At 69.2% G+C, this 24,131-nt stretch carries 20 protein-coding genes and 1 rRNA gene; 4 read left to right on the top strand and 17 right to left on the bottom strand.

The genetic code is table 11. The annotated features are described in order from the left end of the window. The 4 genes from DMC61_RS09225 to DMC61_RS09240 all read right to left on the bottom strand — a co-directional run. Nucleotides 1–123: ribosomal RNA gene (locus tag DMC61_RS09225) — 16S ribosomal RNA — on the bottom strand; the annotation flags it as partial. A 348-nt stretch (nt 124–471) separates the two neighbouring features. Then, on the bottom strand, nt 472–1,746 hold the full coding sequence (gene tyrS, locus DMC61_RS09230) for a tyrosine--tRNA ligase (RefSeq protein WP_063276212.1): 1,275 nt from the start codon (nt 1,744–1,746) through the stop codon (nt 472–474). 32 nt (nt 1,747–1,778) lie between these two features. After that, nucleotides 1,779–2,414 carry a DNA-3-methyladenine glycosylase gene (locus DMC61_RS09235; RefSeq protein ID WP_199749945.1) on the bottom strand — a complete coding sequence of 212 codons (636 nt, stop codon included), beginning with the start codon at nt 2,412–2,414 and terminating at the stop codon, nt 1,779–1,781. Nucleotides 2,415–2,455: 41 nt separating this feature from the next. Continuing rightward, nucleotides 2,456–3,841 carry a serine hydrolase gene (locus tag DMC61_RS09240; RefSeq protein ID WP_125688466.1) on the bottom strand — a complete coding sequence of 462 codons (1,386 nt, stop codon included), beginning with the start codon at nt 3,839–3,841 and terminating at the stop codon, nt 2,456–2,458. A gap of 34 nt (nt 3,842–3,875) precedes the next feature. On the opposite strand from DMC61_RS09240, the gene DMC61_RS09245 reads away from it, so the two are divergent. Continuing rightward, nucleotides 3,876–4,571, top strand: coding sequence for a TetR/AcrR family transcriptional regulator C-terminal domain-containing protein (locus tag DMC61_RS09245; RefSeq protein WP_125688468.1), 696 nt, complete (start codon nt 3,876–3,878; stop codon nt 4,569–4,571). A 61-nt stretch (nt 4,572–4,632) separates the two neighbouring features. Here DMC61_RS09245 and argH read toward each other — a convergent pair whose 3' ends face one another. Genes argH through argC form a run of 8 tightly spaced genes read right to left on the bottom strand, consistent with a single transcriptional unit; the run spans nt 4,633 to nt 12,172 of the window. Then, nucleotides 4,633–6,048, bottom strand: a complete 1,416-nt coding sequence (gene argH / locus DMC61_RS09250; RefSeq protein ID WP_125688469.1) for an argininosuccinate lyase — start codon at nt 6,046–6,048, stop codon at nt 4,633–4,635. 27 nt (nt 6,049–6,075) lie between these two features. Beyond that, entirely contained in the window at nt 6,076–6,429 is a 354-nt protein-coding gene (locus tag DMC61_RS09255) for an argininosuccinate synthase domain-containing protein (protein ID WP_016335383.1), read from the bottom strand. After that, the gene (locus DMC61_RS09260) at nt 6,419–6,940 is read right to left on the bottom strand and encodes an arginine repressor (RefSeq protein WP_016335384.1); all 522 of its coding nucleotides are present in this window, start codon (nt 6,938–6,940) and stop codon (nt 6,419–6,421) included. Before DMC61_RS09260 ends, DMC61_RS09255 begins: the two co-directional genes overlap by 11 nt. Beyond that, nucleotides 6,937–7,863: an ornithine carbamoyltransferase gene (gene argF, locus DMC61_RS09265; RefSeq protein WP_125688471.1), complete on the bottom strand. Its 927-nt coding sequence runs from the start codon at nt 7,861–7,863 to the stop codon at nt 6,937–6,939. Before argF ends, DMC61_RS09260 begins: the two co-directional genes overlap by 4 nt. 16 nt (nt 7,864–7,879) lie before the next feature. Then, entirely contained in the window at nt 7,880–9,073 is a 1,194-nt protein-coding gene (locus DMC61_RS09270) for an acetylornithine transaminase (RefSeq protein ID WP_125688473.1), read from the bottom strand. Then, entirely contained in the window at nt 9,070–9,990 is a 921-nt protein-coding gene (argB, locus tag DMC61_RS09275; protein WP_016335387.1) for an acetylglutamate kinase, read from the bottom strand. The genes DMC61_RS09270 and argB overlap by 4 nt, the downstream gene beginning before the upstream one ends. Next, the gene (argJ, locus tag DMC61_RS09280) at nt 9,987–11,147 is read right to left on the bottom strand and encodes a bifunctional glutamate N-acetyltransferase/amino-acid acetyltransferase ArgJ (protein WP_125688475.1); all 1,161 of its coding nucleotides are present in this window, start codon (nt 11,145–11,147) and stop codon (nt 9,987–9,989) included. The genes argB and argJ overlap by 4 nt, the downstream gene beginning before the upstream one ends. After that, a complete protein-coding gene (gene argC / locus DMC61_RS09285) occupies nt 11,144–12,172 on the bottom strand; it encodes an N-acetyl-gamma-glutamyl-phosphate reductase (RefSeq protein WP_125688477.1) in 1,029 nt (342 codons plus the stop codon). Before argC ends, argJ begins: the two co-directional genes overlap by 4 nt. A 90-nt stretch (nt 12,173–12,262) precedes the next feature. On the opposite strand from argC, the gene DMC61_RS09290 reads away from it, so the two are divergent. Beyond that, nucleotides 12,263–13,228 carry a YafY family protein gene (locus tag DMC61_RS09290; RefSeq protein WP_125688479.1) on the top strand — a complete coding sequence of 322 codons (966 nt, stop codon included), beginning with the start codon at nt 12,263–12,265 and terminating at the stop codon, nt 13,226–13,228. A 42-nt stretch (nt 13,229–13,270) separates the two neighbouring features. Here the strand turns inward: DMC61_RS09290 and DMC61_RS09295 are convergent, their stop codons facing one another. Beyond that, a complete protein-coding gene (locus DMC61_RS09295; protein ID WP_016335391.1) occupies nt 13,271–13,765 on the bottom strand; it encodes a hypothetical protein in 495 nt (164 codons plus the stop codon). 206 nt (nt 13,766–13,971) lie between these two features. On the opposite strand from DMC61_RS09295, the gene DMC61_RS09300 reads away from it, so the two are divergent. After that, nucleotides 13,972–14,421, top strand: coding sequence for a DUF6294 family protein (locus DMC61_RS09300; RefSeq protein WP_125688481.1), 450 nt, complete (start codon nt 13,972–13,974; stop codon nt 14,419–14,421). A gap of 72 nt (nt 14,422–14,493) precedes the next feature. Here the strand turns inward: DMC61_RS09300 and DMC61_RS09305 are convergent, their stop codons facing one another. After that, a complete protein-coding gene (locus DMC61_RS09305) occupies nt 14,494–16,080 on the bottom strand; it encodes an alpha/beta hydrolase (protein ID WP_125688483.1) in 1,587 nt (528 codons plus the stop codon). 185 nt (nt 16,081–16,265) lie between these two features. Between DMC61_RS09305 and DMC61_RS09310 the strand changes: the two genes are divergently transcribed. Next, entirely contained in the window at nt 16,266–16,958 is a 693-nt protein-coding gene (locus DMC61_RS09310) for a DNA alkylation repair protein (protein WP_125688485.1), read from the top strand. Here the strand turns inward: DMC61_RS09310 and DMC61_RS09315 are convergent. From DMC61_RS09315 to pheS, 3 genes are all read right to left on the bottom strand, one after another. Then, nucleotides 16,939–20,325, bottom strand: coding sequence for a tetratricopeptide repeat protein (locus DMC61_RS09315; protein WP_125688487.1), 3,387 nt, complete (start codon nt 20,323–20,325; stop codon nt 16,939–16,941). The genes DMC61_RS09310 and DMC61_RS09315 overlap by 20 nt on opposite strands. An 89-nt stretch (nt 20,326–20,414) precedes the next feature. Beyond that, nucleotides 20,415–22,985, bottom strand: a complete 2,571-nt coding sequence (gene pheT, locus DMC61_RS09320) for a phenylalanine--tRNA ligase subunit beta (RefSeq protein WP_125688489.1) — start codon at nt 22,983–22,985, stop codon at nt 20,415–20,417. After that, nucleotides 22,986–24,050: a phenylalanine--tRNA ligase subunit alpha gene (gene pheS, locus DMC61_RS09325; protein ID WP_037345633.1), complete on the bottom strand. Its 1,065-nt coding sequence runs from the start codon at nt 24,048–24,050 to the stop codon at nt 22,986–22,988. It abuts the gene before it with no gap. Nucleotides 24,051–24,131 lie beyond the last annotated feature (81 nt).

The following is a 24,131-nucleotide window of genomic DNA, read 5'->3' on the forward strand; positions in this document are numbered from 1 at the left end:
TTGCCCACGTGTTACTCACCCGTTCGCCACTAATCCCCGGCCGAAACCGGATCATCGTTCGACTTGCATGTGTTAAGCACGCCGCCAGCGTTCGTCCTGAGCCAGGATCAAACTCTCCAACAATGTCAAATTTGATCGAGGCAAATAATTTGCTCTCAAAGGAACCTCTTACGAGGTTTCAATACATAAGCTCTACTGGCTTAGTTCACTAGCACACTGTTGAGTTCTCAAGCAACACACCCCGAATCGCACCGCCATCACGCGGCCTTATCCGAAGCAGTCATTCCTAGCAGTTTTTGGTGGGACACCCACTCAATCGCACTGAGCGAGAGCTTGGTTCGTGTCCCGGTCGGCCGCCCGGTTTCCCTGGCGACTTGGAGAACTTTACACGCCCCGAAAGGGCCCGAAACAGGGGGGTACCTTAACTGCGTTTCCACAGGTCAGAGCCCCTGTTTCGGGCCCGGGCCGCCATCAGCCCCCGACGCGCACGCCGGCGACGTTGCGCTTGCCCTTGCGGACCACCAGCCAGCGGCCGTGCAGAGCGTCGTCCGAGGACGGCTTCCACTCCTCGTCGGCGATCTTCGTGTTGTTGACGTACGCGCCGCCTTCCTTGACGGTGCGGCGCGCGGCGCCCTTGCTGTCGACCAGCCCGGCCGCGATCAGCAGATCGACGATCGTCGACTCGCCGTTCGGATCGACCTTGCCGTTCGGCACCTCGGCCATGGCGGCGTCGAGGGTGGACGAGTCGAGCTCACGGAGCTCCCCCCTGCCGAACAGCGCCTGGCTCGCGGCGATGACCTGGCGGGTCGCCTCCGCACCGTGCACCAGGGTCGTGAACTCCTCGGCCAGCTTCCGCTGCGCGGACCGCAGGTGTGGGCGCTGTTCGGTGTCCTCGGCCAGCGCCGCGATCTCCTCCTGGCCGAGGAAGGAGAACATCCGCAGGTAGCGGATGACGTCGGCGTCGGCGACGTTCACGAAGTACTGGAACCACGCGTACGGCGACGTCATCTCCGGGTCGAGCCAGACACTGCCGCCACCGGTGGACTTCCCGAACTTGCGTCCTTCGGTGTCGGTGACCAGCGGCGCGGTCAGCGCGTGCGTGTGCCCGCCGTCGGTCCGGCGGATCAGGTCGACGCCACCCACGAGGTTGCCCCACTGGTCGGAGCCGCCGATCTGCAGCTTGCAGCCGTACTCGCGGTACAGGTGCAGGTAGTCCTGCGACTGCAGCAGCAGGTAGCTGAACTCGGTGTACGACATGCCGTCGGCTTCGAGGCGGCGCTTCACCGTCTCCCGGTTCAGCATCATGTTGACCGGGAAGTGCTTGCCGACGTCGCGCAGGAACTCGACCACGGTCTGCTTGCCGGTCCAGTTCAGGTTGTTCTCGATGACCGCGCCGGTCGGCGAGTCGTCGAAGTCGACGAACCGCTCCAGCTGCCCGCGGATCCGATCCGCCCACTCGGCGACGGTGTCCAGCGTGTTCAGGGTGCGTTCACCGGTGTCACGCGGGTCGCCGATCATCCCGGTGGCGACACCCGCCAGCACGATCGGCCGGTGCCCGGCGCGCTGGAAGCGCGAGAGCATCAGCAGGGGCACCAGGTTGCCGGCGTGCAGGCTGGGCGCGGTCGGGTCGAATCCGCAATAGAGCGTGAGGGGTCCTTGGTCGAGGTCTCGCCGCAGTGCTTCGAGGTCGGTGGATTGCGCGATCAGGCCGCGCCAGGTCAGCTCGTCAAGGATGTGCTCGCTCACGCCTGTAGATCCTCCCGCACCAGGTCAACCGACTATCGGCCGGGGGCGGCCGCCCGTCGCTTGCCGCCGCGGCGGTAGGTGGAGACCGCGGGTGATCCGTCGATCCAGAAGCGCCAGGGCGTGTCCATCGCCATCGCGACCCCGACGCGCGGCCCGGTGCGGATGTCCGCTTCGGGGACCCGTTCGCCGGTGAACAGCCGGACGGGTGACGCGGGGTCGGTCAGGTCGACACCGTTCTCGGCCCGGTCGATACCGAGCACCGAGGTGAGGATGGCCGGGCCTTTGGCGAGTTCGCCGTTGCCGCGCGCGGACGGCCTGCGCGCCCTGGCGATGTCCGCACCGGACACCACCTCGCCGGCACGCAGCAGCACGGCACCCGGCTGCCCGTCTTCGGTGCCGACGACGTTCGCGCAGAAGTGCATGCCGTAGACGAAGTACACGTACAGATGCCCCGCGGGCCCCCACATGACCGCGTTGCGCGGGGTCTTGCCGCGATAGCAGTGCGACGCGGGATCGTCGAGCCCTCGATAGGCCTCGACCTCCACCAGACGGACCGCGACCGTGCCGTCGGGGCCGGTGGCCTCGATCACCGCGCCGAGCAGGAGCGTGGACAGCTCCACCGGATCCAGCGCCAGCTCGCGCCGGGTGAACTGTCTGCCGGTCTCCACGTTCCGCACTCCCCTAACGTCGCGTTCTCCCTCCGCCGACCTTAACCGGCCGTTCGGATCTTCGGCGCCACCCGCATGCTGGTGTGGCAACACTCGGTGCCGTCGGGGAGTTTCGTGAACAGCACCGGCATCCAGTCGTCGCCGAACATGGGGTTCATCCCGGCGAAGACACCCTCCGACACGGGCACCAGATCCGCTTCGATCGGCGGGGCGATCCCCTTGAGACCATCGGCGAATTCGTAGACGAAGTGCAGCTTTCCCGCCGTCTCGGTGACGGTGATGATGACGCCTTCCCGACGGTAAGTACCGGCGAAGGGGGCGACGTCCACCGTGGGTGGTGACGCCGGCGGGGCGAAGTCCCCGGGAACTTCGACCCCGGCGACCTCGCCGAGCAGTTCTCGCGAAAGCTCGTTGTACAGCCTGTCGGTCGTGCCGTGATTGGTGAGCAGGGCGAAGGCCACTCCGGCGTCCGGCACCACACGCAGGTAGGAGCGCTGCCCGATCGAGGATCCGTTGTGCCCGAAACCGGGAACGCCGTTCCAGTCGTGGATCGACAGCCCGAGCCCCCAGCCTTCGGAACCGAGGGTCCACTTGTCGGGCACCTCTGCTTCCAGACGCCGCATCATGGTCACCGTCTCTTCGGCCAGCACGCGCGTCCCGTCGGGTGCCGTGCCGTCCAGCAGCATCCGGGCGAAGCGGACGACGTCGCCCGCCGTGGCGAGGACGCGGCCGAACGGTCCGGCGGAGCGCGGCAGGAGATCCCACGCGGCGGTCGGCTCCGGGTCCGGGCCGAGGTGCCCCATCGCCACCCGGAAGCGCAGCGCCTCCTCGGGCAGGGTCATCGTCTCGGCGAGCCCGAGCGGGAGGACGAGCCGCTCGCGCAGGGCGTCGTCCCAGGTCAGGCCGGTGAGGACCTCGACGATCCGGCCGAGCACGTTGTACCCGACGCTGCTGTAGGACGCGGCCGTTCCCGGCGGGCAGTCGAGCGCCACTCCCCTGGCGGCCTCGACGTACTTGGCGAGGCAATCGTCCCCGCGTCCGGTGTCTTCGACGAAGTCGCACGTGAGCCCGCCGGTATGACTGAGCAGTCGCCGGGCGGTGATGGTCTTCGTCGCCACGGGATCGATCGTCGCGAACTCCGGCAGCACCTCGACGACCGGCGCGTCGAGGTCCAGGCGACCTTCCTCGGCCAGCCCCAGTACCAGCGCGGCCGTGTAGACCTTGGCGATCGAGCCGAGCTGGAAGATCGAATCGGTGGTCGCCGCCACCCCGGTTCCCCGGTGCAGAACCCCGCTCGCCAGTTCGTGGATCTCTCCCTCGGCCAGCACGGCGAGCGTCGCGCCCGGCACGTGGTGTTCGGCCCTCAGGTCGTCGAGCCTGGACTGCCAGTGGGCGAGGTCGAACTTTGTCCGTACAGTGTTAGGCATACTGAACACTGTACGGAAAAGTGAGGGAGCGCGGATGTCGGTGTGGATGCGTCCGCCGAAACGCAAGCGCGAGCAGCCGTCGCTGAGCCGGGAACAGATCGTTTCCCAGGCCATCGAGCTTCTCGACGGTGGCGGCGTCGACGCGCTGAGCATGCGAAAGCTCGGAGCCCGGCTCGGTGTGGCCGCCCCGTCGATGTACACCCACGTGGCCACCAAGGACGAGCTGGTGGAACTGGTCGTCGACGAGGTGTACGGCGAGGTCGCGCTCCCCGGTGAGGGGCCGTGGCGCGTCGTGGCGGGACGGTTCGCGCGCGACCTGCGTTCGGTCTTCCTGCGCCATCCGTGGCTCGGTTCGCTGCTCGGCGAGACGGGAGTGGCGTACCTCGGGCCGAACGTGCTGAAGATGTCGGAAGCGGCGCTCGCCCTGTTCGAGAACGCCGGTTTCTCCCTGGAGGACGCCGATCTGGCGTGGAACACGGTCATGGCGTTCGTCGTCGGGCGGGCTACCAGCGAAGCCGCGTGGCTGACCACACTCGAACGCGGCGGGCAGAGCGAGGCGGAGTGGAAGGAGCGCTTGTGGCCGGCGGCCGAGCAGGCGGTGCGTGATCATCCGCGGCTCAAGAAGCTGTACGCGGCACAACGAAGGCGGGCCCCGGGCGAGACGAACGAGGCGGATTTCGAGCGTGGCCTCGACTGCGTTTTCGATGGCTTGGAGACAAGACTTCCGTGATACGCGTGAAGGCCCCCTTCCCTTGACCCAGCCGAGGGAAGGGGGCCTTCACGCGCTTTGTTCAGCCGAGCCAGGCGCGGTGTTCGGCGACCCGTGCGATCAGGCGATCCCGCTGTTCGGCGACGCGCTCCGGAGCGGTACCGCCCCGGGCGTTGCGCGAGCTCACCGAACCCTCGACGGTCAGGACCTCGCGCACGGCCGGCGTCAGCGCCGGGTTGATCTTTTCGAATTCTTCGTCGGTCAGTTCGTCCAGACCGACGCCGCGAGCCTCGGCGACACGGACGCTCTCCCCCGCCGCCTCGTGCGCGACGCGGAACGGAACACCCTGCCGGACCAGCCATTCGGCGATGTCGGTGGCGAGGGTGAAGCCGGCGGGCGCCAGTTCGGCGAGCCGGTCGGTGTGGAAGGTCAGCGTCTCGAGCATGCCCGCGATCGCCGGGAACAGCAGTTCCAGCTGCTCGACGGAGTCGAAGACCGGCTCCTTGTCCTCCTGCAGGTCACGGTTGTACGCGAGCGGCTGCGCCTTGAGCGTCGCGAGCAGCCCGGTCAGGTTGCCGATGAGCCGCCCCGCCTTGCCGCGGGTCAGCTCGGCGACGTCGGGGTTCTTCTTCTGCGGCATGATCGAACTGCCGGTGGCCCAGGCGTCGTCGAGGGTGACGTAGCCGAACTCGGCGGTGTTCCAGATGATCACCTCTTCGGCGATCCTGGACAGGTTGACCGCGAGCATCGCGACGTCGAAGGCGAACTCGGCGACGAAGTCCCGCGAGGCGGTGCCGTCGATCGAGTTCTCGACGCTGGTGTCGAAGCCCAGCTCCTCGGCGACGGCCTCCGGGTCGAGGCCGAGCGAGGACCCCGCCAGGGCACCGGAACCGTAGGGCGACTCGGCGGTGCGAGCGTCCCAGTCACGCAGCCGGGTGACATCGCGCAGCAACGACTGGCCGTGCGCGAGCAGGTGGTGCGCCAGCAGGACGGGCTGGGCGTGCTGCAGGTGGGTGCGGCCCGGCAGGATCGCGTCCGGGTGCCGCTTCGCCTGCGAGACGAGGGCGTCGACGACGCCGAGGGTGCCCGCGACCACCCGGCGGGCGGCGTCGCGCAGCCACATCCGGAACAGCGTCGCGACCTGGTCGTTGCGCGAACGGCCCGCCCGGAGCTTGCCGCCGAGTTCGGTGCCCGCCCGCTCCAGGAGGCCGCGTTCGAGCGCGGTGTGGACGTCCTCGTCGGCGACGGTCGGGGTGAACGCGCCCGAGGCGACGTCCTGCGCGAGGGTGTCCAGCGCGGCGAGCATGCCGGTCAGCTCGTCTTCGGTGAGCAGCCCCGCCTTCCGCAGCACCCGCGCGTGGGCCCGCGACCCGGCGATGTCGTACGGCGCCAGCCGCCAGTCGAAATGGGTCGACGCGCTCAGCGCCGCCATCGCCTCGGCCGGTCCGCTGGCGAACCGGCCGCCCCACAGCTGCACCGGCTGCTCATTCCCGCTCACAACACTCCTCGGATTCCTTGGTTCTCTTCAGGCGACTGACCGGTCGAAGGTAGCGCCTGTGGTGAAGTCGTACAGTGCGCGCTCGTCGCGCGCGGAGTTCACGACCGCGTTGCCGCGGTGCAGGACCAGCCGCACCTCGCCGGACACCCGCCCGGTACTGACCTTTTGCAGTTCCTCGTGCGCGGTGACCAGTGCGATCGCGGCCGGCCCCTCGTAGATCTCGCGTCCTTTGAGCCCGAAGGCGCCGACACGCAGGTTCAGCTGCTGGAAGGCCTCCAGCAGCGTCACGGTCTCCCCGTCGATGGCCACCGGCACACCCTCGTCGAAGGTGATGACCAGCTTCTCCGGGTCATCCGGGAAGGCGAACCCGTCAGGCGTCACCTTCGGTCTCCTCACCGCCGTCCACTGTGGACGACCGTCGGGCCAGCGCCATGAAGCGCTCGGCCAGGTCTTTGCCGGACAACGGTTCCCTCGCGATCACCGCGACCGTGTCGTCGCCGGCGATCGAGCCGACGACCTCCTCCAGCGCCGCCCTGTCGATGGCGCTGGCCAGGAACTGCGCCGCCCCCGGCGGGGTGCGCAGCACCGTCAGGTTCCCCGACGAGTCCGCCGAAACGAGTAGTTCGGCGAGCAGCCGCGAAAGCCGGGAAGTACCGCCCTGCACTCCGCGTACCGGGCTGCCGTCCTCCGGAATGACATACACCGGTGCCCCGGAATCGGCACCTCGGAGCTTCACCGCGCCCAGTTCGTCGAGGTCGCGGGAAAGCGTCGCCTGTGTGACGTCGATGCCCTCCGCGGCCAGGAGCTTCGCGAGCTCCGTCTGGCTGCGGATGGCCATCGAGGACACGAGCTCGGTGATCCGGGCCTGCCGGGTGACCCTGCTGCCGGTCATCGTCGCTTCTCGTCCATGAGCCACACCAGCAGCGCCTTCTGCGCGTGCAGCCGGTTCTCGGCCTCGTCCCAGACCGCGCTCGCCGGCCCGTCGATGACCTCGTCGGTGATCTCCCAGCCGCGGTGCGCGGGGAGGCAGTGCAGCACGATCGCCTCGTCCGCGGCGCGGCGCATCAGCGCGGAGTTGACCTGCAGCTCGCGGAACGGGCCGACCCGGTCGAGACCGTCGTTCTCCTGGCCCATGGAGGTCCAGGTGTCGGTGACGACGACGTCCGCGCCTTCGACGGCGGCGTACGGGTCGGTGAAGACCGTGGTGCTGCCGCCGGTCTCCGTCGAACGGTGCTTGGCGTCGAGCATGACCTGCTGATCCGGCTGGAACCCCTCCGGCGAGACGACGCGCACGTGCATTCCCGCCGTGGTCCCGCCCAGCAGCAGCGAATGCGCCATGTTGTTGGCGCCGTCGCCGAGGTACACCAAGGTGAGCCCGGCGAGCTTGCCCTTGCGCTCGCGGATGGTCATCAGGTCGGTGAGCACCTGGCACGGGTGGAACTCGTCGGTGAGCGCGTTGATCACCGGGATACTCGCCGCCGAGGCCATCGCGTCGATGCGCTTCTGGGCGAAGGTCCGCCAGACGATCGCGTCCAGGTACCGCGAAAGCACGCGCGAGGTGTCCTCGATGGTCTCTTCGCGGCCGAGCTGCATCGAGCGGCCGTCGACGATGACCGGATTGCCGCCGAGCTGGGAGATGCCCACCTCGAAGGAGAACCGTGTCCGGGTGGAGTTCTTCTCGAAGATCGCCGCGACGGACTTGCCCTCCAGCGCGCGCGAGCTCAAAGGCTCGGCCTTCAGCTGGTCGGCGAGGTCCAGGATCTCGGCCTGTTCGGCAGGGCTGAGATCGTCGTCACGGAGGAAGTTGCGGAGCATGCTTTTCGTCTCTGTCCTAGGTGGTGGTGGAATCGAGCGCCCCGGGAAGGGCTTCGAGGAATCCCGTGGCCTCGTCGGCGCTCAGGATCAGCGGTGGGGCCAGCCGGATGGTGTCGGGTGCGATCGGGTTGACCAGGTACCCCGCGTCTTGCGCGGCCTTGGCGACCTTCGCCGAGACCGGTTCGCGCAACGCGATGCCGAGCAGCAGCCCGGCGCCGCGGACCCCGGACACCAGCGGGTGGCCGAGCTCCTCCACGCGGGAGGCGATGTCCTTGCCCAGTGCGGAAACGTGGTCGTTCAGGTTGTCCTTGGCGATGGTCCTGAGCACGGCGAGCCCGGCTGCGCAGCAGACCGGATTGCCGCCGAAGGTGGTGCCGTGCTGCCCCGGCTTCACCAGCTCCCCCGCCTCGCCGACGCCGATGACCGCGCCGATCGGCAGCCCGCCGCCGAGCCCCTTGGCCAGCGTGATGACGTCCGGGACGATGCCGGTGTGCTGGAAGGCGAACCACGCGCCGGTGCGGCCGATGCCGGTCTGCACCTCGTCGAGGACCAGCAGGGTCCCGGTCGCCTTGGTGATCTCCCGTGCGGCCTGGAGGTAGCCGTCCGGCGCCGGGACGACGCCCGCCTCCCCGAGGATCGGCTCGAGGAACACCGCCGCCGTCTCGGTGTCCACCGCGGCGCGAAGCGCGTCTACGTCGCCATAGGGAACGTGGGTGACGCCGGGAACCAGCGGCTCGAACGCGTCCCGCTTCGACGGCTGCCCGGTCAGCGTCAGCGCGCCCATGGTGCGGCCGTGGAAGGCACCTTCGCACGCGACGACCTTGGTCCGCCCGGTGAGCCTGCTGATCTTCAGCGCGGCTTCGTTGGCCTCCGCGCCGGAGTTGACGAACAGCACCTTCGCGTTGCCGGACAGGCCGGCGACGTCCAGGAGGGTCTCGGCCAGTTCGACGGCGACCGGGTTCACGTAGAGGTTCGAGGTGTGGCCGAGTTTCGCGATCTGCTCGGTGACCGCGGCGACCACGGCGGGGTGCGCGTGGCCGAGCGCGTTGACCGCGATGCCGCCCAGCAGGTCGACGTACGGTTTGCCGTCGGCGTCCCAGACCTTCGCCCCCTCACCGCGGACCAGCGTCAGCGCCGGGGTGCCGTAGTTGTCCATGAGGGACGACTTCCAGTGCTCCTGGCCGTCTACATTGGACTTGTACGTGGTCACGGGAGCTCCGTTTCGGGGAAGACCATGGTACCGATGCCGCGGGAGGTGAAGACCTCCAGCAACACCGAATGGGCGATGCGGCCGTCGATCACGTGCGCGCGGCGGACGCCGCCGCGGATGGCGCGCACACAGGCCTCCATCTTCGGGATCATGCCGCTGGCGAGGCCGGGGAGCAGGGTTTCGAGGCGGTCCACGCGGATCCTGTCGACCAGCGAACCGCGATCCGGCCAGTTGGCGTAAAGGCCTTCGACGTCGGTGAGCACGACGAGCTTTTCCGCGCCCAGCGCCGCCGCCAGCGCACCGGCCGCGGTGTCGGCGTTGATGTTGTGCACGACGCCGTCGACGTCCGGGGCCACGGTGGACACCACCGGGATCCGGCCCGCGTTGACGATGTCGAGCACGGCGTCCGGGTTCACCTCGGAGACCTCGCCGACGAGCCCGATGTCGACCGGTACACCGTCCACAGTGGCCTGTTTGCGCTCGGCGGTGAACAGCCGCGCGTCCTCGCCGGAGATGCCGACCGCGTACGGGCCGTGCGCGTTGATCAGGCCGACCAGTTCCCGGCTGACCTGACCGGTCAGCACCATGCGGACGATGTCCATGGTCTCGGGCGTGGTGACCCGCAGGCCGCCCTTGAACTCGCCTTCGACGCCGAGCCGGTTGAGCATCGCGGTGATCTGCGGGCCGCCACCGTGCACCACCACCGGGCGCAACCCGGCCGTGCGCAGGAAGACCATGTCCTCGGCGAAGGCCTGCTTGAGACTCTCGTCGATCATCGCGTTGCCGCCGTACTTCACCACGACGGTGGCGCCGTGGAAACGCTGCAACCAGGGCAAGGCTTCGATGAGGATCGAGGCCTTCTCGGCGGCCGTCGCGAGCCGCTCGTCCGCGGGGACGGTGGATTCGGAAGGGCTCATGACGAGTACGCGCTGTTCTCTTCGACGTACGCGTGCGAGAGGTCGGTCGTGTAGATCGTCGCCCCGCCTTCACCGAGGCCGAGGTCGACGACGATCTGGATGTCGCGGCCCGAAAGATCCGCCTCGGAGCGGTCCGCCGCGGTGGTGCCCTTGGCGAACAGCGTGACGCCGTTGATCGCGATGGCGACCTTCTCCGGGTCGATCTCCGCCGGCACGCGGCCCAGCGCCATGGCGATGCGGCCCCAGTTCGGGTCGGAACCGAACAGGGCGGTCTTGACCAGGTTGTCCTCGGCGATCGTCCGGCCGACGGCGATGGCGTCGGCCTCGCTCGCCGCGCCGGTGACCGTGACGTCGACGTACTTGGTCGCGCCCTCGGAGTCCGCACGCAGTTGCAGCACGAGGTCGAGGCTGACGGTGGTGAGGAGTTCGGTCAGTTCGGCCTCGGTCGGCTCGACACCGCTGGCGCCGGACGCGAGGACGAGCACCGTGTCGTTGGTGGAGGTCCCGCCGTCGACGTCGAGCCGGTCGAAGGTCACGCCGGTGGCGGCACGCAGGGCCTTGTCCAGGACTTCGGGCTTGACGACCGCGTCGGTGGTGAGGACGGAGAGCATCGTCGCGAGGTTCGGGGCGAGCATGCCCGCGCCCTTGGCGAACCCGCCGACGCTCCAGCCGCTTTCGTGCTTCGCGGCCGCCTGCTTCGGCTTGGTGTCGGTGGTCATGACCGCGGTGGCGGCGGCGAGGTCGGCTTCGTCACCGGTGCCGAGCCGCTCGAAGGCGGTGTCCACCCCGGAGAGCAGCGCGTCCATCGGCAGCCGTTCACCGATCAGGCCGGTCGAGCAGACCGCGACCTCGATCGCGCCGGCTTCGAAGAGTCCCGCGACCTTCTCGGCGGTCTGGTGGGTGTCCTGGAAGCCGCCGGGGCCGGTGGCGGCGTTCGCGCCGCCGGAGTTGAGGACGACGGCCTTGAGCCGCTGCTGCTTGAGCACTTCCTGCGACCACAGGACGGGCGCGGCCTTGATCACGTTGCGCGTGAAGACGCCGGCCGCGACCTGCAGCGGCCCGTCGTTGACGACGAGCGCGAGGTCGAGCTTGCCCTCGGCCTTGATCCCGGCGGCGACGCCCGCGGCACGGAATCCCTTCGGCTGGGTGACGGTCACGGAGCGACTCCTACGGTCGGTAGTCCGGTGGTTTCGGGGAGGCCGAGGGCGATGTTCATCGACTGGACGGCGCCGCCCGCGGTGCCCTTGGTCAGGTTGTCGATGGCCGCGACCACGATCAGGCGCCGGGTGTCGGCGTCGACGGTGACCTGCAGCTGGACGTTGTTCGAGCCGACCACCGACGCCGAGGACGGCCATCGGCCCTCGGGCAGCAGCTGGACGAACGGCTCGGTGGCGTACGCCTTTTCGTAGACCGCGCGGGCGCCTTCGGCGTCGAGGTCGGTCTTGAGTGCGGCGCTCGCGGTGGTGAGAATTCCGCGCGGCATCGGGGCCAGCACCGGGGTGAACGAGACCTTGACCCGTTCACCCGAGACCGCCGAGAGGTTCTGCGCGAACTCCGGCGTGTGCCGATGAGCACCACCGACGCCGTACGCGGTGGCCGAGCCCATCACCTCCGAACCGAGGAGGTTCGGCTTCAGGCTCTTGCCCGCGCCCGACGTCCCGGTGACGGCGACGACGTTGACCTCCGGCTCGACCAGGCCCGCGGCGAGCGCCGGGGCGAGGGCGATCGAACCGCCGGTCGGGAAGCAGCCGGGGACCGCGATGCGCTTGGTCCCGGCGAGACGTTCGCGGGCGCCGGGGAGCTCGGGGAGCCCGTACGGCCATTGCCCGGCGTGGTCACCGCCGTACCAGCGCTGCCAGTCGGCCGCGTCCGAAAGGCGGTGGTCCGCGCCGAGGTCGACCACCAGGACGTCCGGGCCCAGCTGCGCGGCGATGGCACCGGAGTGGCCGTGCGGCAGGGCGAGGAAGACGACGTCGTGTCCGGCCAGGGTCTCCGGGGTCGTCTCCAGCAGGACCCGGTCCGCCAGTGGCGCGAGGTGCGACTGATGCTGGACGAGCGGCGTCCCCGCGGAGCTGGCCGCGGTGAGCGCGCCGATCTGGACTTCGGGATGGGTCAGCAGCAGGCGCAGGAGTTCGCCGCCCGCGTACCCGCTGGCTCCGGCCACCGCGATCTTCACCGTCATACGCATGATTATGCACTCCCATGCAAGTTCAATCAAACAAAGTCGTGTGGCTCACCCGATACGGGCTGTTGCCGAGGCATCCTTGACCGCATGACCGACACCCCCGCCCGGCTGCTCAGCCTGCTGTCGCTCCTGCAGACCCCGCGCGAGTGGCCCGGCAGCGAGCTCGCCGAACGGCTGGAGGTCAGTCCGCGGACCATCCGGCGCGACATCGACCGGCTGCGTGAGCTCGGTTACCCCGTCGAAGCGTCACGGGGCGCCGAGGGCGGCTACCGGCTGGGCGCCGGCACGGCGATGCCACCGCTGCTGCTCGACGACGAAGAGGCCGTCGCGATCGCGGTCGGTCTCCGTGGCGCCGCCGGGCAGGCGATCTCGGGTATCGAGGAGTCTTCGGTACGGGCGCTGGCCAAACTCGAACAGGTGCTGCCTTCGCGGCTGCGTTATCTCGTCGGCGCGCTGGCGGTCGCGACCGTGCCGCTCCCCGGCACGGGTCCCGCGGTGGATCCGGAACACCTCACCGTCTTCGCGGGCGCGATCGCCAACACCGAGCGGACCCGGTTCACCTACCGCACCGGCGAAGGAACCGAATCCCGGCGGCACGTCGAACCGCACCGGCTCGTCTCCGCCGGACGCCGCTGGTACCTGCTCGGCTACGACCTCGACCGGGACGACTGGCGGATCTTCCGCGCGGACCGGATCTCGGAACCGCGGGCGACCGGCGGCCGGGCCACCCCGAGACAGCCACCCGCGGAGGACGTGGCGGCCTATGTCACCGACAGGATGTACAGCCTCCTTCCCACCTACAGCGCACGCGTGACCCTGCACGCGCCGATCGGCCAGGTCGCCCCCGCGATCGGCGAGGGATTCGGCGAACTGGAATCGATGGACGACGAGACCTGCGTTTTCCACGCGGGCACCGACACCCTGGACTGGCTCGCGTTCCGGATTCTCGGGCTCGGCTGCGAATTCACCGTGCACGAACCGCCGGAGCTGATCGAGCATCTCCGCGAGATGGCCGCGCGGGCCGAACGCGGAGCGGCGTCCACAGTGGACTGACGGTGGCCGCGAGGGACCGAAGGCCCTCGCGGCCACCGGTGTTCAGCCGATTTCCGCCACCTCTCGTTGGCTCGGCGGGATGGGGAGATAGGCGCCACGGCGCTCCGGGTCGCAGCCGACCCTGGGCAACCGGGCCCGGATCCCACCCGGTGTCCGCTCGAACCGCCGCGCGATCTCCTCGACGCTTTCCCCGGCGAGCCAACGGCTTTCCAGTTCCGCGTCCAGCTCGTCGGTCCACGGCAGGCCTTGCTGCGCGGGGCGGTCCGCCGATCTTCGGCGGCCGTTCCGGCCGGTGCTCCGCCCGGCGAACGCCAGCAGCGTGTCGGAAAGGACGGTCGCCAAGGCCGGTACGGCTTCGGCGTCGATATCGAGCCTGCCTTCGGCGACAGGCTCTTCCAGCGGTCCGGCTCCGCCGACCATTACGGTCACCCAGCGGTCTTCCCCGGCCGCGCCGCCACCCTCACGGGCGGCGACCTCGATGCGATAAACGGTGTCCTGCACCCGGATCTCGGTCCGGTGCTCTTCGACGATGGTCATGGCGGGGACGCTAACGGGCGGGCCCGACAATTCGGCGGCGCGGCGAGGGGATTCGGTGCGTGACCGGAAGTTTCCTCGCTTTCCCGGCCGCGAGGGGGCCGGTCACGGCACTATCGGCCACCCCGGTAGCCGCACCTAAGTGATCCTGACCGCGGTCGCCCGCGAGTTAGCTTTGCTCACCGGTTCTTCTGCGAAGGGGAGGAAAAATGAGGACCAAGGCACGCCGGACGTCGCTTTTCTTGACCATGCTCGTACTCACGATCGGGACCGTCTTCGCCACGCCCGCCTCGGCAGGCACGACTGCGTCCACCACCGCACTCGCCACCTGCACCGGAGCGGATTACTGCTGGTTCACCTGGGGTCGTATCCAGGCGGGCGACTGCACGATGGACAACGCGAAATGGACCCTCAGACGCAATGGCAGCGCCTCGTTCGAGGCGACGATCGTCAGCAGCGACAGCAACGACGCGTGGCTGATGTGGGTGAACACCCTGGACAGCAACGGCATCGTCCTCGGGCCCATCCATCACGGCGGTGACACCAAGTTCGTCAAGGGCACCGTCAAGAACGTGTGGCACTGGTGGTTCGCCGAGGGATCGTTCGACGCCGGGTTCTTCGACCGCATCCACAGCATGCGGATGACGAGCCACTGCTAAGAAGCCCCAGGGCAAGGAAATGCCCCGGTCCGGAAAACCCGGACCGGGGCATCGAAACATCCTGACGAAGGCTCAGAAAGGCAGCGCCTGAGCCAGCGCCTCCTTCTTCACCTCGGCGACTGAAGGCGGCACGTCCGACTTCGCGGCCGCGGAAGCACCGGCCGGAACCGGCTGCGGGACCGGGCCGCACTGCACGTCCGAACCGTTGCCCGGCTTGCGCACGGGCAGCTTTCCGGTCAGCAGGTAGTCCGCGATCTTGTCGTCCACACAGGACACACCGGACAGCGAGCCCGAGTGCGTCGTGCCGCCCGGAGCGCTGATCAGGCTGGAGTTCGGGTAGCGCTTGCGGACCTCGAGGCTGCCGGGGTACGGCGTCGCGGCGTCGTTCTCCTCGTTGACCAGCAGGATGCCGGGCACCTTGCTGCCGTCGATCTCCACCGGCTTGCCCGGCTTCGCGGGCCAGTCGAGGCACGGGGCGTTGAACCAGGCGTTGCCCCAGGTCTCGAACGGCGCCCGGAAGTGCGTGACCCAGTTGTCGAACTTCCAGCGGGGCCAGCTCTGCGGCCACGCCACGTCGGTGCACTGCACGGCCGCGTACACCGCGTAGCCGTTGTCCTGGCCCGGCGGGTTCGAGTCGTCGTACAGGCCCTTCAGGGTCTGCCAGTCACCCTTGTGCACCCAGCCCGAGAAGGCGTTCGCGATGTCTTCCCAGCCGAAGACGTAGTAGCCGGCCTGCAGGAAGATGTCCGTCCACTCGGATCCGCCGATGACGCCGCCCGCGGGCTTGTCGTACAGCTTCTTCTGCTCGGCGTACCACAGCTTCTCGACCGCGGCGGCGGTGTTGCCGAGGTGGTAGACCGAGTCGTACTTCGCGAGCCAGCCGAAGTAGATCTTGATGTTCTTGTCGAAGGCGATGTCCTGGTTCAGGTTCGCCTTGTACCAGACGTCGCGGGGGTCGACGGTGCCGTCGAACACCATCCGCCGCACGTTCTGCGGGAACAGCGTGCTGTAGACCTGCCCGAGGTAGGTGCCGTAGGAGAAGCCGTAGTAGTTGATCTGCTTCTCGCCCAGCGCCTTCCGCAGGCTGTCGACGTCCTTCGCCACATCGATGGTCTTGATGTGGTCGAGGATCGCGCCGTTCTTGGCGCACGCCTTCGCGTAACCCTTGGCCCTCTCGCGCCACGCCGTCTCGATGGCGCGCGTGGTCGGCACGTACTGCGGGCGGTTGTAGGAGGCGTAGTTCCCGTCGCAGGTCAGCGACGGCTTGCTCTCCCCCACGCCACGCGGGTCGAAGCCGATCCAGTCGTACTCCTCACCCGCCTTCTTGGGGACGGCCCGGCCGAGCGTCGACAGGCCGAGACCCGATCCGCCGGGACCGCCCGGGTTGACCAGCATGACGCCCTGCGACTGGGCGGACTTGTGCTTCACCCGCGAGACGGCGATCGAGATCTTCTCCCCGCCCGGCTTCGCGTAGTCCAGCGGGACCTCGAGGAAACCGCATTCCGCGCCGGCCTTCACCAGGCTCGGGCGCGTACAGGCTCCCCAGGAGATGGGCTTCGGATCGAAGTCCGACGCCGAGGCGGCCGTGGCGGAGGGAGCGAGCGCCATGGTGCCGACGCCGATCCCCGCGACCGCCAGGGCGGCAACGAATTTCTTCACTGTGTTCCTTTTCGTCCGCGTTCGACCCGGTCGGGCCGAAGCTACCGAGAACCGGCTTCAATCTCGCTGACCGACACGTTGACCGCCATCCCTCTTTAGTCGGTATCCGATCCCCGATCCGGGCATATCAGTCTTGTCGGTCCCCTGTCGTACGCTCGCGGCGCCCACGGGGGAAAGGAGAGCGCATGGACGAGGTGAAAAGCCTGGTTTCGGCGGTTCGCAACGGTTTGGCCGCGCTGGCCGATCCGGAAAAGGCGCCGTCGATGCGGGCGTACATGAAGTCGGAAATGCCGTTCCTCGGTGTGGCGTCCCCGGCTCGGGCGGCCTTGCTGAAACGGCTCTACGCCGAACATCCGCTACCCGATCGTGTGAGCTTTTCGACGGCAATTCTCACGTTGTGGCGAGAGGCCGAGTTCCGGGAAGAGCGCTATGCGGCGATCGCCCTTTCCGGGCATCGCGCGTACACCCGTTGGCAGGACGGCGATCTGCTCGGCCTGTACGAGGAGATGATCGTGACGGGCGCCTGGTGGGATTACGTGGACGAGGTCGCCATCCGCCGGGTCGGCCCGATCCTGCGCGCGGAGCCGGAGACGGTGACCACGCTGATGCTGACCTGGGCCTACGACGAGGACCGCTGGCGTCGCCGCACCGCGGTCATCTGCCAGATCGGTGCCAAGGGCGGAACGGACACCGACCTGCTCACCCGTGCCGTCGAGGCGAACATCGACGACAAGGACTTCTTCCTGCGCAAGGGAATCGGCTGGGCCCTGCGCGAGTACGCGAAGACCGACCCGGACTGGGTGCGCGCGTTCGCCGCCGCGCATCCGGCACTGTCCACTCTGTCCAGGAAGGAGGCGCTCAAGCACCTGGGAGGGTGAGCACCGGCCTGGGGACGAGGGCGATGAGCTCCTCGACCACCCCGCCGAGTTCGGGCAACAGCACTCGTAGTTCCTTGAGATCGCGAAGCAGCTCCAAGCGCGTCTCCTGTGGCGGGCCCTTTTCGAGCAGGGACTTGAGGTCACGGGTCATTTCGTCCTCACGTCCGAGGACGAGGAGGTAGAAGAGCGGCTGGAGCTGGACGTCCCAGGCGAAGGGGCCGGTCGAGATCCGGGCATTGGCCTTGTCGAGGCCTTCGTTCAGCGCCTGGCGGGCTTCTTCCGTCTTCCCGGTCTGCAGCCAGACGAGGGTGAGGAGGTTGTGCGCCCAGCCGAATTCCGGTGCGAGCGGGGCCAGGAGCGTCTCCGCCTCGTCGAGCTCCCCCGCGAACAGCAGAGCCTCCCCGAGGCTTTCGCGGTATTCGGAGTTCTCGGGATCCGAGGCGACCAGTTCGCGTAGTTCGCGGATGGCCTCCTCGTACTCGCCCGCCCGGCAGCGGATGTCCGCGCGCAGGGCGCGGGCGCTCTCGTCGTGCCCTGCTTCCAGCGCGCTTTCCGTGTCGGCCAACGCGCCTTCCAGGTCACCGAAGACGAACCGATGACGGGCGCGCCGGTACAAGGCGTACCCACCGTCCTGGCCAAGGCGAACCCCTTCGTCGAGTGCAGCCCTGGCGTCGTCGTGCCGGTCGAGGTCTCTGAGGATGTCGCCGCGATTGGTGTGGAAGAAGGCCAGCCCCGGATTCGCGGAGATGGCGACGTCGATGTCGGCGAGGGCCGCCGGGAAATCGCCGGAGCGCTGGTGGGCCAGAGCACGCCAGCTGTGCGCCCACTCGTTGCCGGGGTCGAGTTCGATCGCGCGGCTCAAGGAGGTCACCGCGCTGCCGTTCTCGTTGAGCCTGCTGAGCACCGCCCCTCGCTGCAGATGGTTCTCGGCGTCGTCGGGAGCCAGCTCGATGGCCCGGTCGAGGTCGGCGAGTGCCGTCCGGTACTCGTCCAGATTGTGGTGCGCCTGGCCGCGCATGTAGTACGCCCACTCGTAGTCCGGGTCGATCCGCAGCGCGGCGGTGAAACCGTCCACGGCGAGCCGGTTCCGATCAGCGCGGTGGTGGAAGGCCGCCCGGATCGCGTGGGCCCTGGCGCTCCCCGGGTCCGCCGCGACGATCGCGTCGAAGGCCGCCGACGCGGCGTCTCCGTCTCCCGTCCGCTCCAGGAACAACGCCAGTTTGGTCAGGTAGAAGACGTCTTTGGGGCGGAGGGCGGCGGCCGCGCGGTGACCGGCGAGTGCTCCCTCGTCGTCTCCCAGCTCGGCGAGCAGCGTGGCCCGGTAGTGGACGGCCCAGGCGTACTCGGGGTCGAGCCGGATCGCGGTGTCGATCTCGTGGATCGCCTTCCGGATATCGCCGCGTTTGAAGTGCACCTCGCTCCGGATGGCGTACGCCCATGTGTGGTCGGGCTGGAGACGGACGGCCTCGTCGAGGTCCGCCATCGCGCCGTCGAGGTCTCCGAGTTCGGCACGAGCGGAGCCGCGTCCACGCCACGAATAGGCGTACCCGGGGTCGAGTTCGATAGCCCGGTTCAGATCCGACAACGCCCGTTCCCAGTCTCCCTCGTTGCGGAACAGGTTTCCCCGATCGCTCCACGCGTAGGGGTCGGCGGGGTTCAGATCGAGCGCCCGGTCGAAGTCCCGTGTCGCCGCCTCGATGTCCTCTTGGCTTTCGTAGGCCCAGGCGCGCCGCCGGATCACCGTCGAAAGCCGCGCGGCGTCGAGTTCGCCCGCGCCGGCGAGCAGGTCGAGCACCGGGATCTCCCGCGGGCCGTCGCCGTCACCGATCGCGGCGGTCAGCCGTTGGCCCCAGCCCAGTACCGAGGGCGCGTCCGCGTCGGCACCCGCCTGTTCCATCATGCGGGCCCAGGCGCGGGCGGGAGCGGTGCCGGTGGTGATCATCTCGGCCGCGCCGAGCAGCGCGTCCGGCAGCGCGTCGGCCGGGGCGCCGCAGAGCCGGTGATAGGTCTGTTCGAGTTTCCTCTTCTGCCAGCGCTCGTCGCTCCAGGCGTCGCGGTGGTCGCTCAGACCGAGTTCGGCACAGCGGCCTTCGTAGTACTCGCCGAGCCGAAGGTGGCGTTCGGCGAACTCGGCGGGCGAGCGACCGCGTTCCAGCCGCACCATCGGGCCGCGGACCACCGGGTGGTAGCGCACCGGGAGCTCGCGGCGCCCGACGAACGGCAGTTCCCGCAGCCAGCGGAAGGTCTCCCCCGCGGTCTCCTTCCCGGTCAGCACGCCGATGACGTCCTCGTCGAGGAAGCGGGGCAATGACGCGGTGGCGGCGATGTCCTTCCTCGCCTTTTCGGGGACCCAGTGCAGGAATCGCTTGACCGCGTCGTCGCTGGGATCGCCGACGGCGTCCGCTCCGGCCGGGTTGCCGCGGGCCAGCATGGCGACCAGGACGGGCAGGCCGTCGGTCAGCCGCAGCACGATCTCGATGACCTCTTCGTCGGTGATGCCGTGTTCGGCGAGCAGGCGGCGTGCCTCCGGCTCGGTGAACGGCCGGAGTTCGATCTCGCGCACCAGCGGCGCGTGCCGGTTCCACTTCGCCTCGTCCAGCGGGAACTGGCCCGCGACGGTCAGCACCAGGTTCTGCGGCAGATCGCCGTACAGTCCGGCGAGCAGGTCGAGCAGCCAGGTCTCCAGCACCGGCGCGGTTCGCTCGAAGGTGTCGAAGAACAGCGCGATCTGCCGCGTCTCCGGAATGCGCCACAGATCTTCGACGAACGGTTTGGTGAGCTCCTCCGCCGGTTCGAGGAGCAGTTGGACGTCGGCCTTCCGCTTGAACTTCGCCGCGAGGTAGACCTGGAGCTGCTCCAGCTGTTTCGCCGTCGCGTCCGCGTCGATCGCGTCGGCGGCGATGCTGCCGCCGGGTAGTGTCTTCGCGACGCCGAGACCGGCCTTGACGACGGTCTTCGTCACCAGTTCACGCCCGGCCGCGGGTGCCTGCGGATCGCTGTGCAGCCGTTCCCTCGCCTTGAGATACGACTCGTAGCGCTTCTCGAAGCGGCGCATCTCGTATCCGCCGCGAGCGAGGTCCTTCGCCAGTTTGACCAGGGTCGCGGGCAGATCCTGCTGCCGGTCGTCGGCGAACCCGACGGCGGCGCGGGCTTCCTCGGCGATACCGCGAAGCTGGTCGAGGAGGAAGGACTTCCCGACCCCGGCGAGACCGTGCACCGAGTACAGGTACCGGCGGCGCCGATCGTCTCCGGACAACCCCAGATTGTCCCGGAAGTCCTCACGTTCTCCGACCCTGCCGACGAAACCGTCGCTCAGCCTGGCGCGGGCGATGTCTTGGATGCTGGACCGGCCGTCTGGACGTGACACAAGTCCTCACTTTGCCACACCCCAAGCGCGTGAAGGCCCCCTTCCCTCGACTCAGCCGAGGGAAGGGGACCTTCGCGGGACTACAGGAGTCAGGCCCGCAGGCTCGCGCCGAAACGTTCGCCGGCGACCGCGACGGCGGCGTCGCGGGCCTTGGTGGCCTCGTCGACGGTCAGCGTGCGGTCCGCGGCACGGAACCGCAGCTTGTACGCCACCGAACGCTTGCCCTCGCCCACCTGCTCGCCCTGGTAGGAGTCGAACAGCGTGATGTCCTCGAGCAGTTCGCCCGCGCCTTCGCGCAGCGCCTCGGCCAGATCCGCCGACGGCACCTCCGACTCCGCGACGAGGGCGATGTCGAGCAACACCGGCGGGTACGCCGAGATCCGCGGCGCCGGACGCTCGTCTGGGATCGGGATCGCGTCCAGGTCGAGCTCCATCGCGACGGTGCGCGGCGGCAGCCCGAGCGCCTCGACGACCTTCGGGTGCAGCTCACCGGCGTAGCCGACGGGCCACTGCCCCACCCGCAGCTGCGCGCAGCGGCCGGGGTGCCACGGCGGCTGATCCGCCGCGGCCGTGGTCAGCTCGACACCGGCGGCCTGAGCCACCAGCCGGGCGGCCTGGACCGCGTCGGCCCAGTTCGCCTGCTCGCCCTCGCCCCACCAGCCGGCCCGGGCACGCTGACCCGCCAGCACGACGGCGACGTGCAACGGCTGCGGCGGCACGGCCGCCTCCAGTACCGCGAGTTCCTCGTCGGTCGGGCGCCGGTCGACCCCGAGCGAAGGCATCGGGATCGGGTTCGGCCCGGGCAGCACGACCTGCCCGATGTGGAACAGCGAGACATCCTTGAAACCGCGGGAAATGTTGCGCTGCAAGGTCTCCAGCAGCCCCGGCAGCAAGGTGCTCGCCATCCGGTCCTTGTCCGCCTCCAGCGGGTTGCGGACCTTCACGGTGCTGCGGCGGACGTCGTCCTCGGGCAGCCCGAACGCGTCCCAGACCGAGTCCGAGATGAACGGGAAGGGCAGCACCTCGACGTAGCCGTTCTCCGCCAGCGCACGCGCGACCGAGCGGCGACGACGCTGCACGTCGGTGAGGCCCCGGCCCGCCGGGGCGTCGGGCAGCACCGACGGGATGCTGTCGTAGCCCTCCAGCCGGAGCACCTCCTCGACGAGGTCGGCGGGCTGAACCAGGTCGCCACGCCAGCTCGGCGGGACCGCGGTCACCAGGGCGGTGCCGTCCTCCGACGTGCCCACGTTGACCTTGCACCCGATCTGCGAGAGCCGTTTGACCGTGACACCGCGTTCGTAGCGCACCCCGGCCACCTGGTCGGGCAGGCTGATCGGCATGGTCACCGGCGGGTTCGGCTCGACGCCGCCCTCGTCGGTGCGGCCGGGCAGGATCGAGCCCTCGCCGTACTGACGCAGCAGGCGCGCGGCGAATTCGACGGCCACCGCGCACAGCTGCGGGTCGGTGTAGCGCTCAAACCGCTTGGCCGCCTCGGAGAACAGCTTGTGACGGCGGGCGGTCCGGCTGATCGACGACGGGTCCCAGTGCGCCGCTTCGAGCAGCACGTCGGTGCTCTCCGGGGTGATCTCGGTCGACGCGCCGCCCATCGTGCCCGCCAGCGAGATGACCCCGCTGTCGTCGGCGATCACCACGTCGTCCGCGTCGAGCGTGCGCTCGACATCGTCCAAAGTGGTCAGTTTCTCGCCCGGCTTCGCCTTGCGCACCACCAGATCGCCCTTGACCGAACCGGTCGCGAACGCGTGCAGCGGGTGCCCGAGTTCGAGCATGACGTAGTTGGTCACGTCGACCGCGAGCGAGATCGACCGGATGCCGGCCAGCATCAGGCGGCGGCGCATCCACCACGGCGTCGGCGCGGTCGCGTCGAGGTTCTTGACCCGGCGCAGGACGAACCGCTTGCAGCCCTCGGTGTCTTCGAGGTGCACCGGCCAGACATCGCTCTCGGCCTCGGGGACCTCGATGGACGCCGGGTCGCCGAACGGGACGTCGAGCGCGTTGGACAGCTCGCGGGCCAGGCCGCGGACCGACAGCGTGTAGCCGCGGTCCGGGGTCGGCGTGACCTCGAGGACGGTGTCGTCGAGGCCGAGCAGCTTGCTCGCGTCTTCGCCCGGGCTGGCCGTGCTCGGCGGGAGCACGAGAATGCCGGAGTGGTCGTCGCCGATGCCGAGTTCGCTCGCGGAGCAGATCATGCCGTCGCTGAGACGGCCGTAGGTCTTGCGCGCGCCGATCTCGAAACCGCCGGGCAGCACGGTGCCGGGCAGCGCGACGACGACCAGGTCGCCCTCGGCGAAGTTCGAGGCGCCGCAGATGATCCCGCGGGTCTTGATCCCCGTGGGGCCGTCGTCCTCGAAAGGACCTTCGTCGTCGTCCTCGTCTTCGTCGAGGTTCTCGTCCGGCTTGCCGGCGTCCTCGTCCTCCGACTCACCGACATCGACCCGGCAGAACCGGACCGGCTTCTTGAACTCGGTGAGCTCCTCGATCTCGGCGACGCGGCCGACCACGAGCGGGCCGGTGACGGGTTCGAGTTCACGGACGTCGTCGACCTCGATGCCGATGCGCACGAAGGCGTCGGCCAGATCCTGGGCCGTGACCTCCTCGTCGACGTCGAGGTGTTCGATCAGCCAGCTGGCTGGGACCTTCACTCAGGCCTCCGTTCCGAAGGGCAGGGTGAACCTGATGTCGCCCTCCACCATGTCGCGCATGTCCGGGATTCCGTTGCGGAACTGCAGGGTGCGCTCGATACCCATGCCGAAGGCGAAGCCCGAGTAGACCTCGGGATCGACGCCACAGGCACGCAAGACGTTGGGGTTGACCATGCCGCAGCCGCCCCATTCGACCCAGCCGGGGCCGCCCTTCTTCTCCTCGAACCAGACGTCGACCTCGGCCGACGGCTCGGTGAACGGGAAGAAGTGCGGGCGCAGGCGGGTCTTCGAGGTCCCGCCGAACATCGCGCGGGCGAAGGCGTCGAGGGTGCCCTTGAGGTGCGCCATCGTCAGGCCCTTGTCCACCGCGAGCCCTTCGACCTGCGAGAACACCGGGGTGTGCGTGGCGTCGAGCTCGTCGGTCCGGTAGGTGCGGCCGGGGCAGACGACGTACACGGGCAGGTCGCGGTGCAGCAGCGTGCGGGCCTGCACCGGCGAGGTGTGCGTCCGCAGCACCAGGCCGGAGTCCTCCTCGCCGAGGTAGAACGTGTCCTGCAGCTGGCGCGCGGGGTGGTCCTTGCCGAAGTTCAGCGCGTCGAAGTTGAACCACTCGGCTTCGAGCTCGGGACCGTCGGCGACCTCGTAGCCCATCGCGACGAACGCGTCGGCGATCCGCTCCGAGAGGGTCGCGATCGGGTGCCGGGCGCCACGGGGCACGCGGTCCCACGGCAGCGTGACGTCGACGGCCTCCTCGCGGAGCACCCTCTCGTCACGTTCCGCCTGGAGCACCGCGCGGCGGGCGTCGAACGCGGACTGGATGCCCTGGCGCGCTTCGTTGACCCGCTTGCCGGCCTCGGCCTTCTCCTGCTTCGGCAGGGCGCCGATCTCGCGGCGGGCGAGCAGCAGCGGAGACTGGTCCCCGAGGTGGGCGGGCTTGACCGCGGCCAGCGCGTCGAGATCCGCCGCGGCCGCGAAATCCGTCTCGGCCTGTTTGACGGCGGCCGTCAACGTTTCCGGCGCGAGCGCCCCCGCCTGGGGGTCCTGCTTGTCGTTGGCTTCGGACATAACTCCTCGGCGTCCGCTGGGACTGGTCCGGTGCACGCGAGCGCACACATGGGTTTAGCAGCTGCTGAATTCTATGGGACA

This window comes from Amycolatopsis sp. WAC 04169, assembly GCF_003947535.1.
In the GTDB taxonomy this organism is placed as follows: Bacteria; Actinomycetota; Actinomycetes; order Mycobacteriales; family Pseudonocardiaceae; genus Amycolatopsis; species Amycolatopsis keratiniphila.

Excerpts from the sequence above, each read along its gene's own strand:
- DMC61_RS09240 (WP_125688466.1), bottom strand. The coding sequence starts at position 3,841 with ATGCCTAACACTGTACGGACAAAGTTCGACCTCGCCCACTGGCAGTCC.
- DMC61_RS09245 (WP_125688468.1), top strand. The coding sequence starts at position 3,876 with ATGTCGGTGTGGATGCGTCCGCCGAAACGCAAGCGCGAGCAGCCGTCG.
- DMC61_RS09260 (WP_016335384.1), bottom strand. The coding sequence starts at position 6,940 with ATGACCGGCAGCAGGGTCACCCGGCAGGCCCGGATCACCGAGCTCGTG.
- argF (WP_125688471.1), bottom strand. The coding sequence starts at position 7,863 with ATGCTCCGCAACTTCCTCCGTGACGACGATCTCAGCCCTGCCGAACAG.
- argB (WP_016335387.1), bottom strand. The coding sequence starts at position 9,990 with ATGAGCCCTTCCGAATCCACCGTCCCCGCGGACGAGCGGCTCGCGACG.
- argC (WP_125688477.1), bottom strand. The coding sequence starts at position 12,172 with ATGACGGTGAAGATCGCGGTGGCCGGAGCCAGCGGGTACGCGGGCGGC.
- DMC61_RS09290 (WP_125688479.1), top strand. The coding sequence starts at position 12,263 with ATGACCGACACCCCCGCCCGGCTGCTCAGCCTGCTGTCGCTCCTGCAG.
- DMC61_RS09295 (WP_016335391.1), bottom strand. The coding sequence starts at position 13,765 with ATGACCATCGTCGAAGAGCACCGGACCGAGATCCGGGTGCAGGACACC.
- DMC61_RS09300 (WP_125688481.1), top strand. The coding sequence starts at position 13,972 with ATGAGGACCAAGGCACGCCGGACGTCGCTTTTCTTGACCATGCTCGTA.
- DMC61_RS09310 (WP_125688485.1), top strand. The coding sequence starts at position 16,266 with ATGGACGAGGTGAAAAGCCTGGTTTCGGCGGTTCGCAACGGTTTGGCC.
- pheS (WP_037345633.1), bottom strand. The coding sequence starts at position 24,050 with ATGTCCGAAGCCAACGACAAGCAGGACCCCCAGGCGGGGGCGCTCGCG.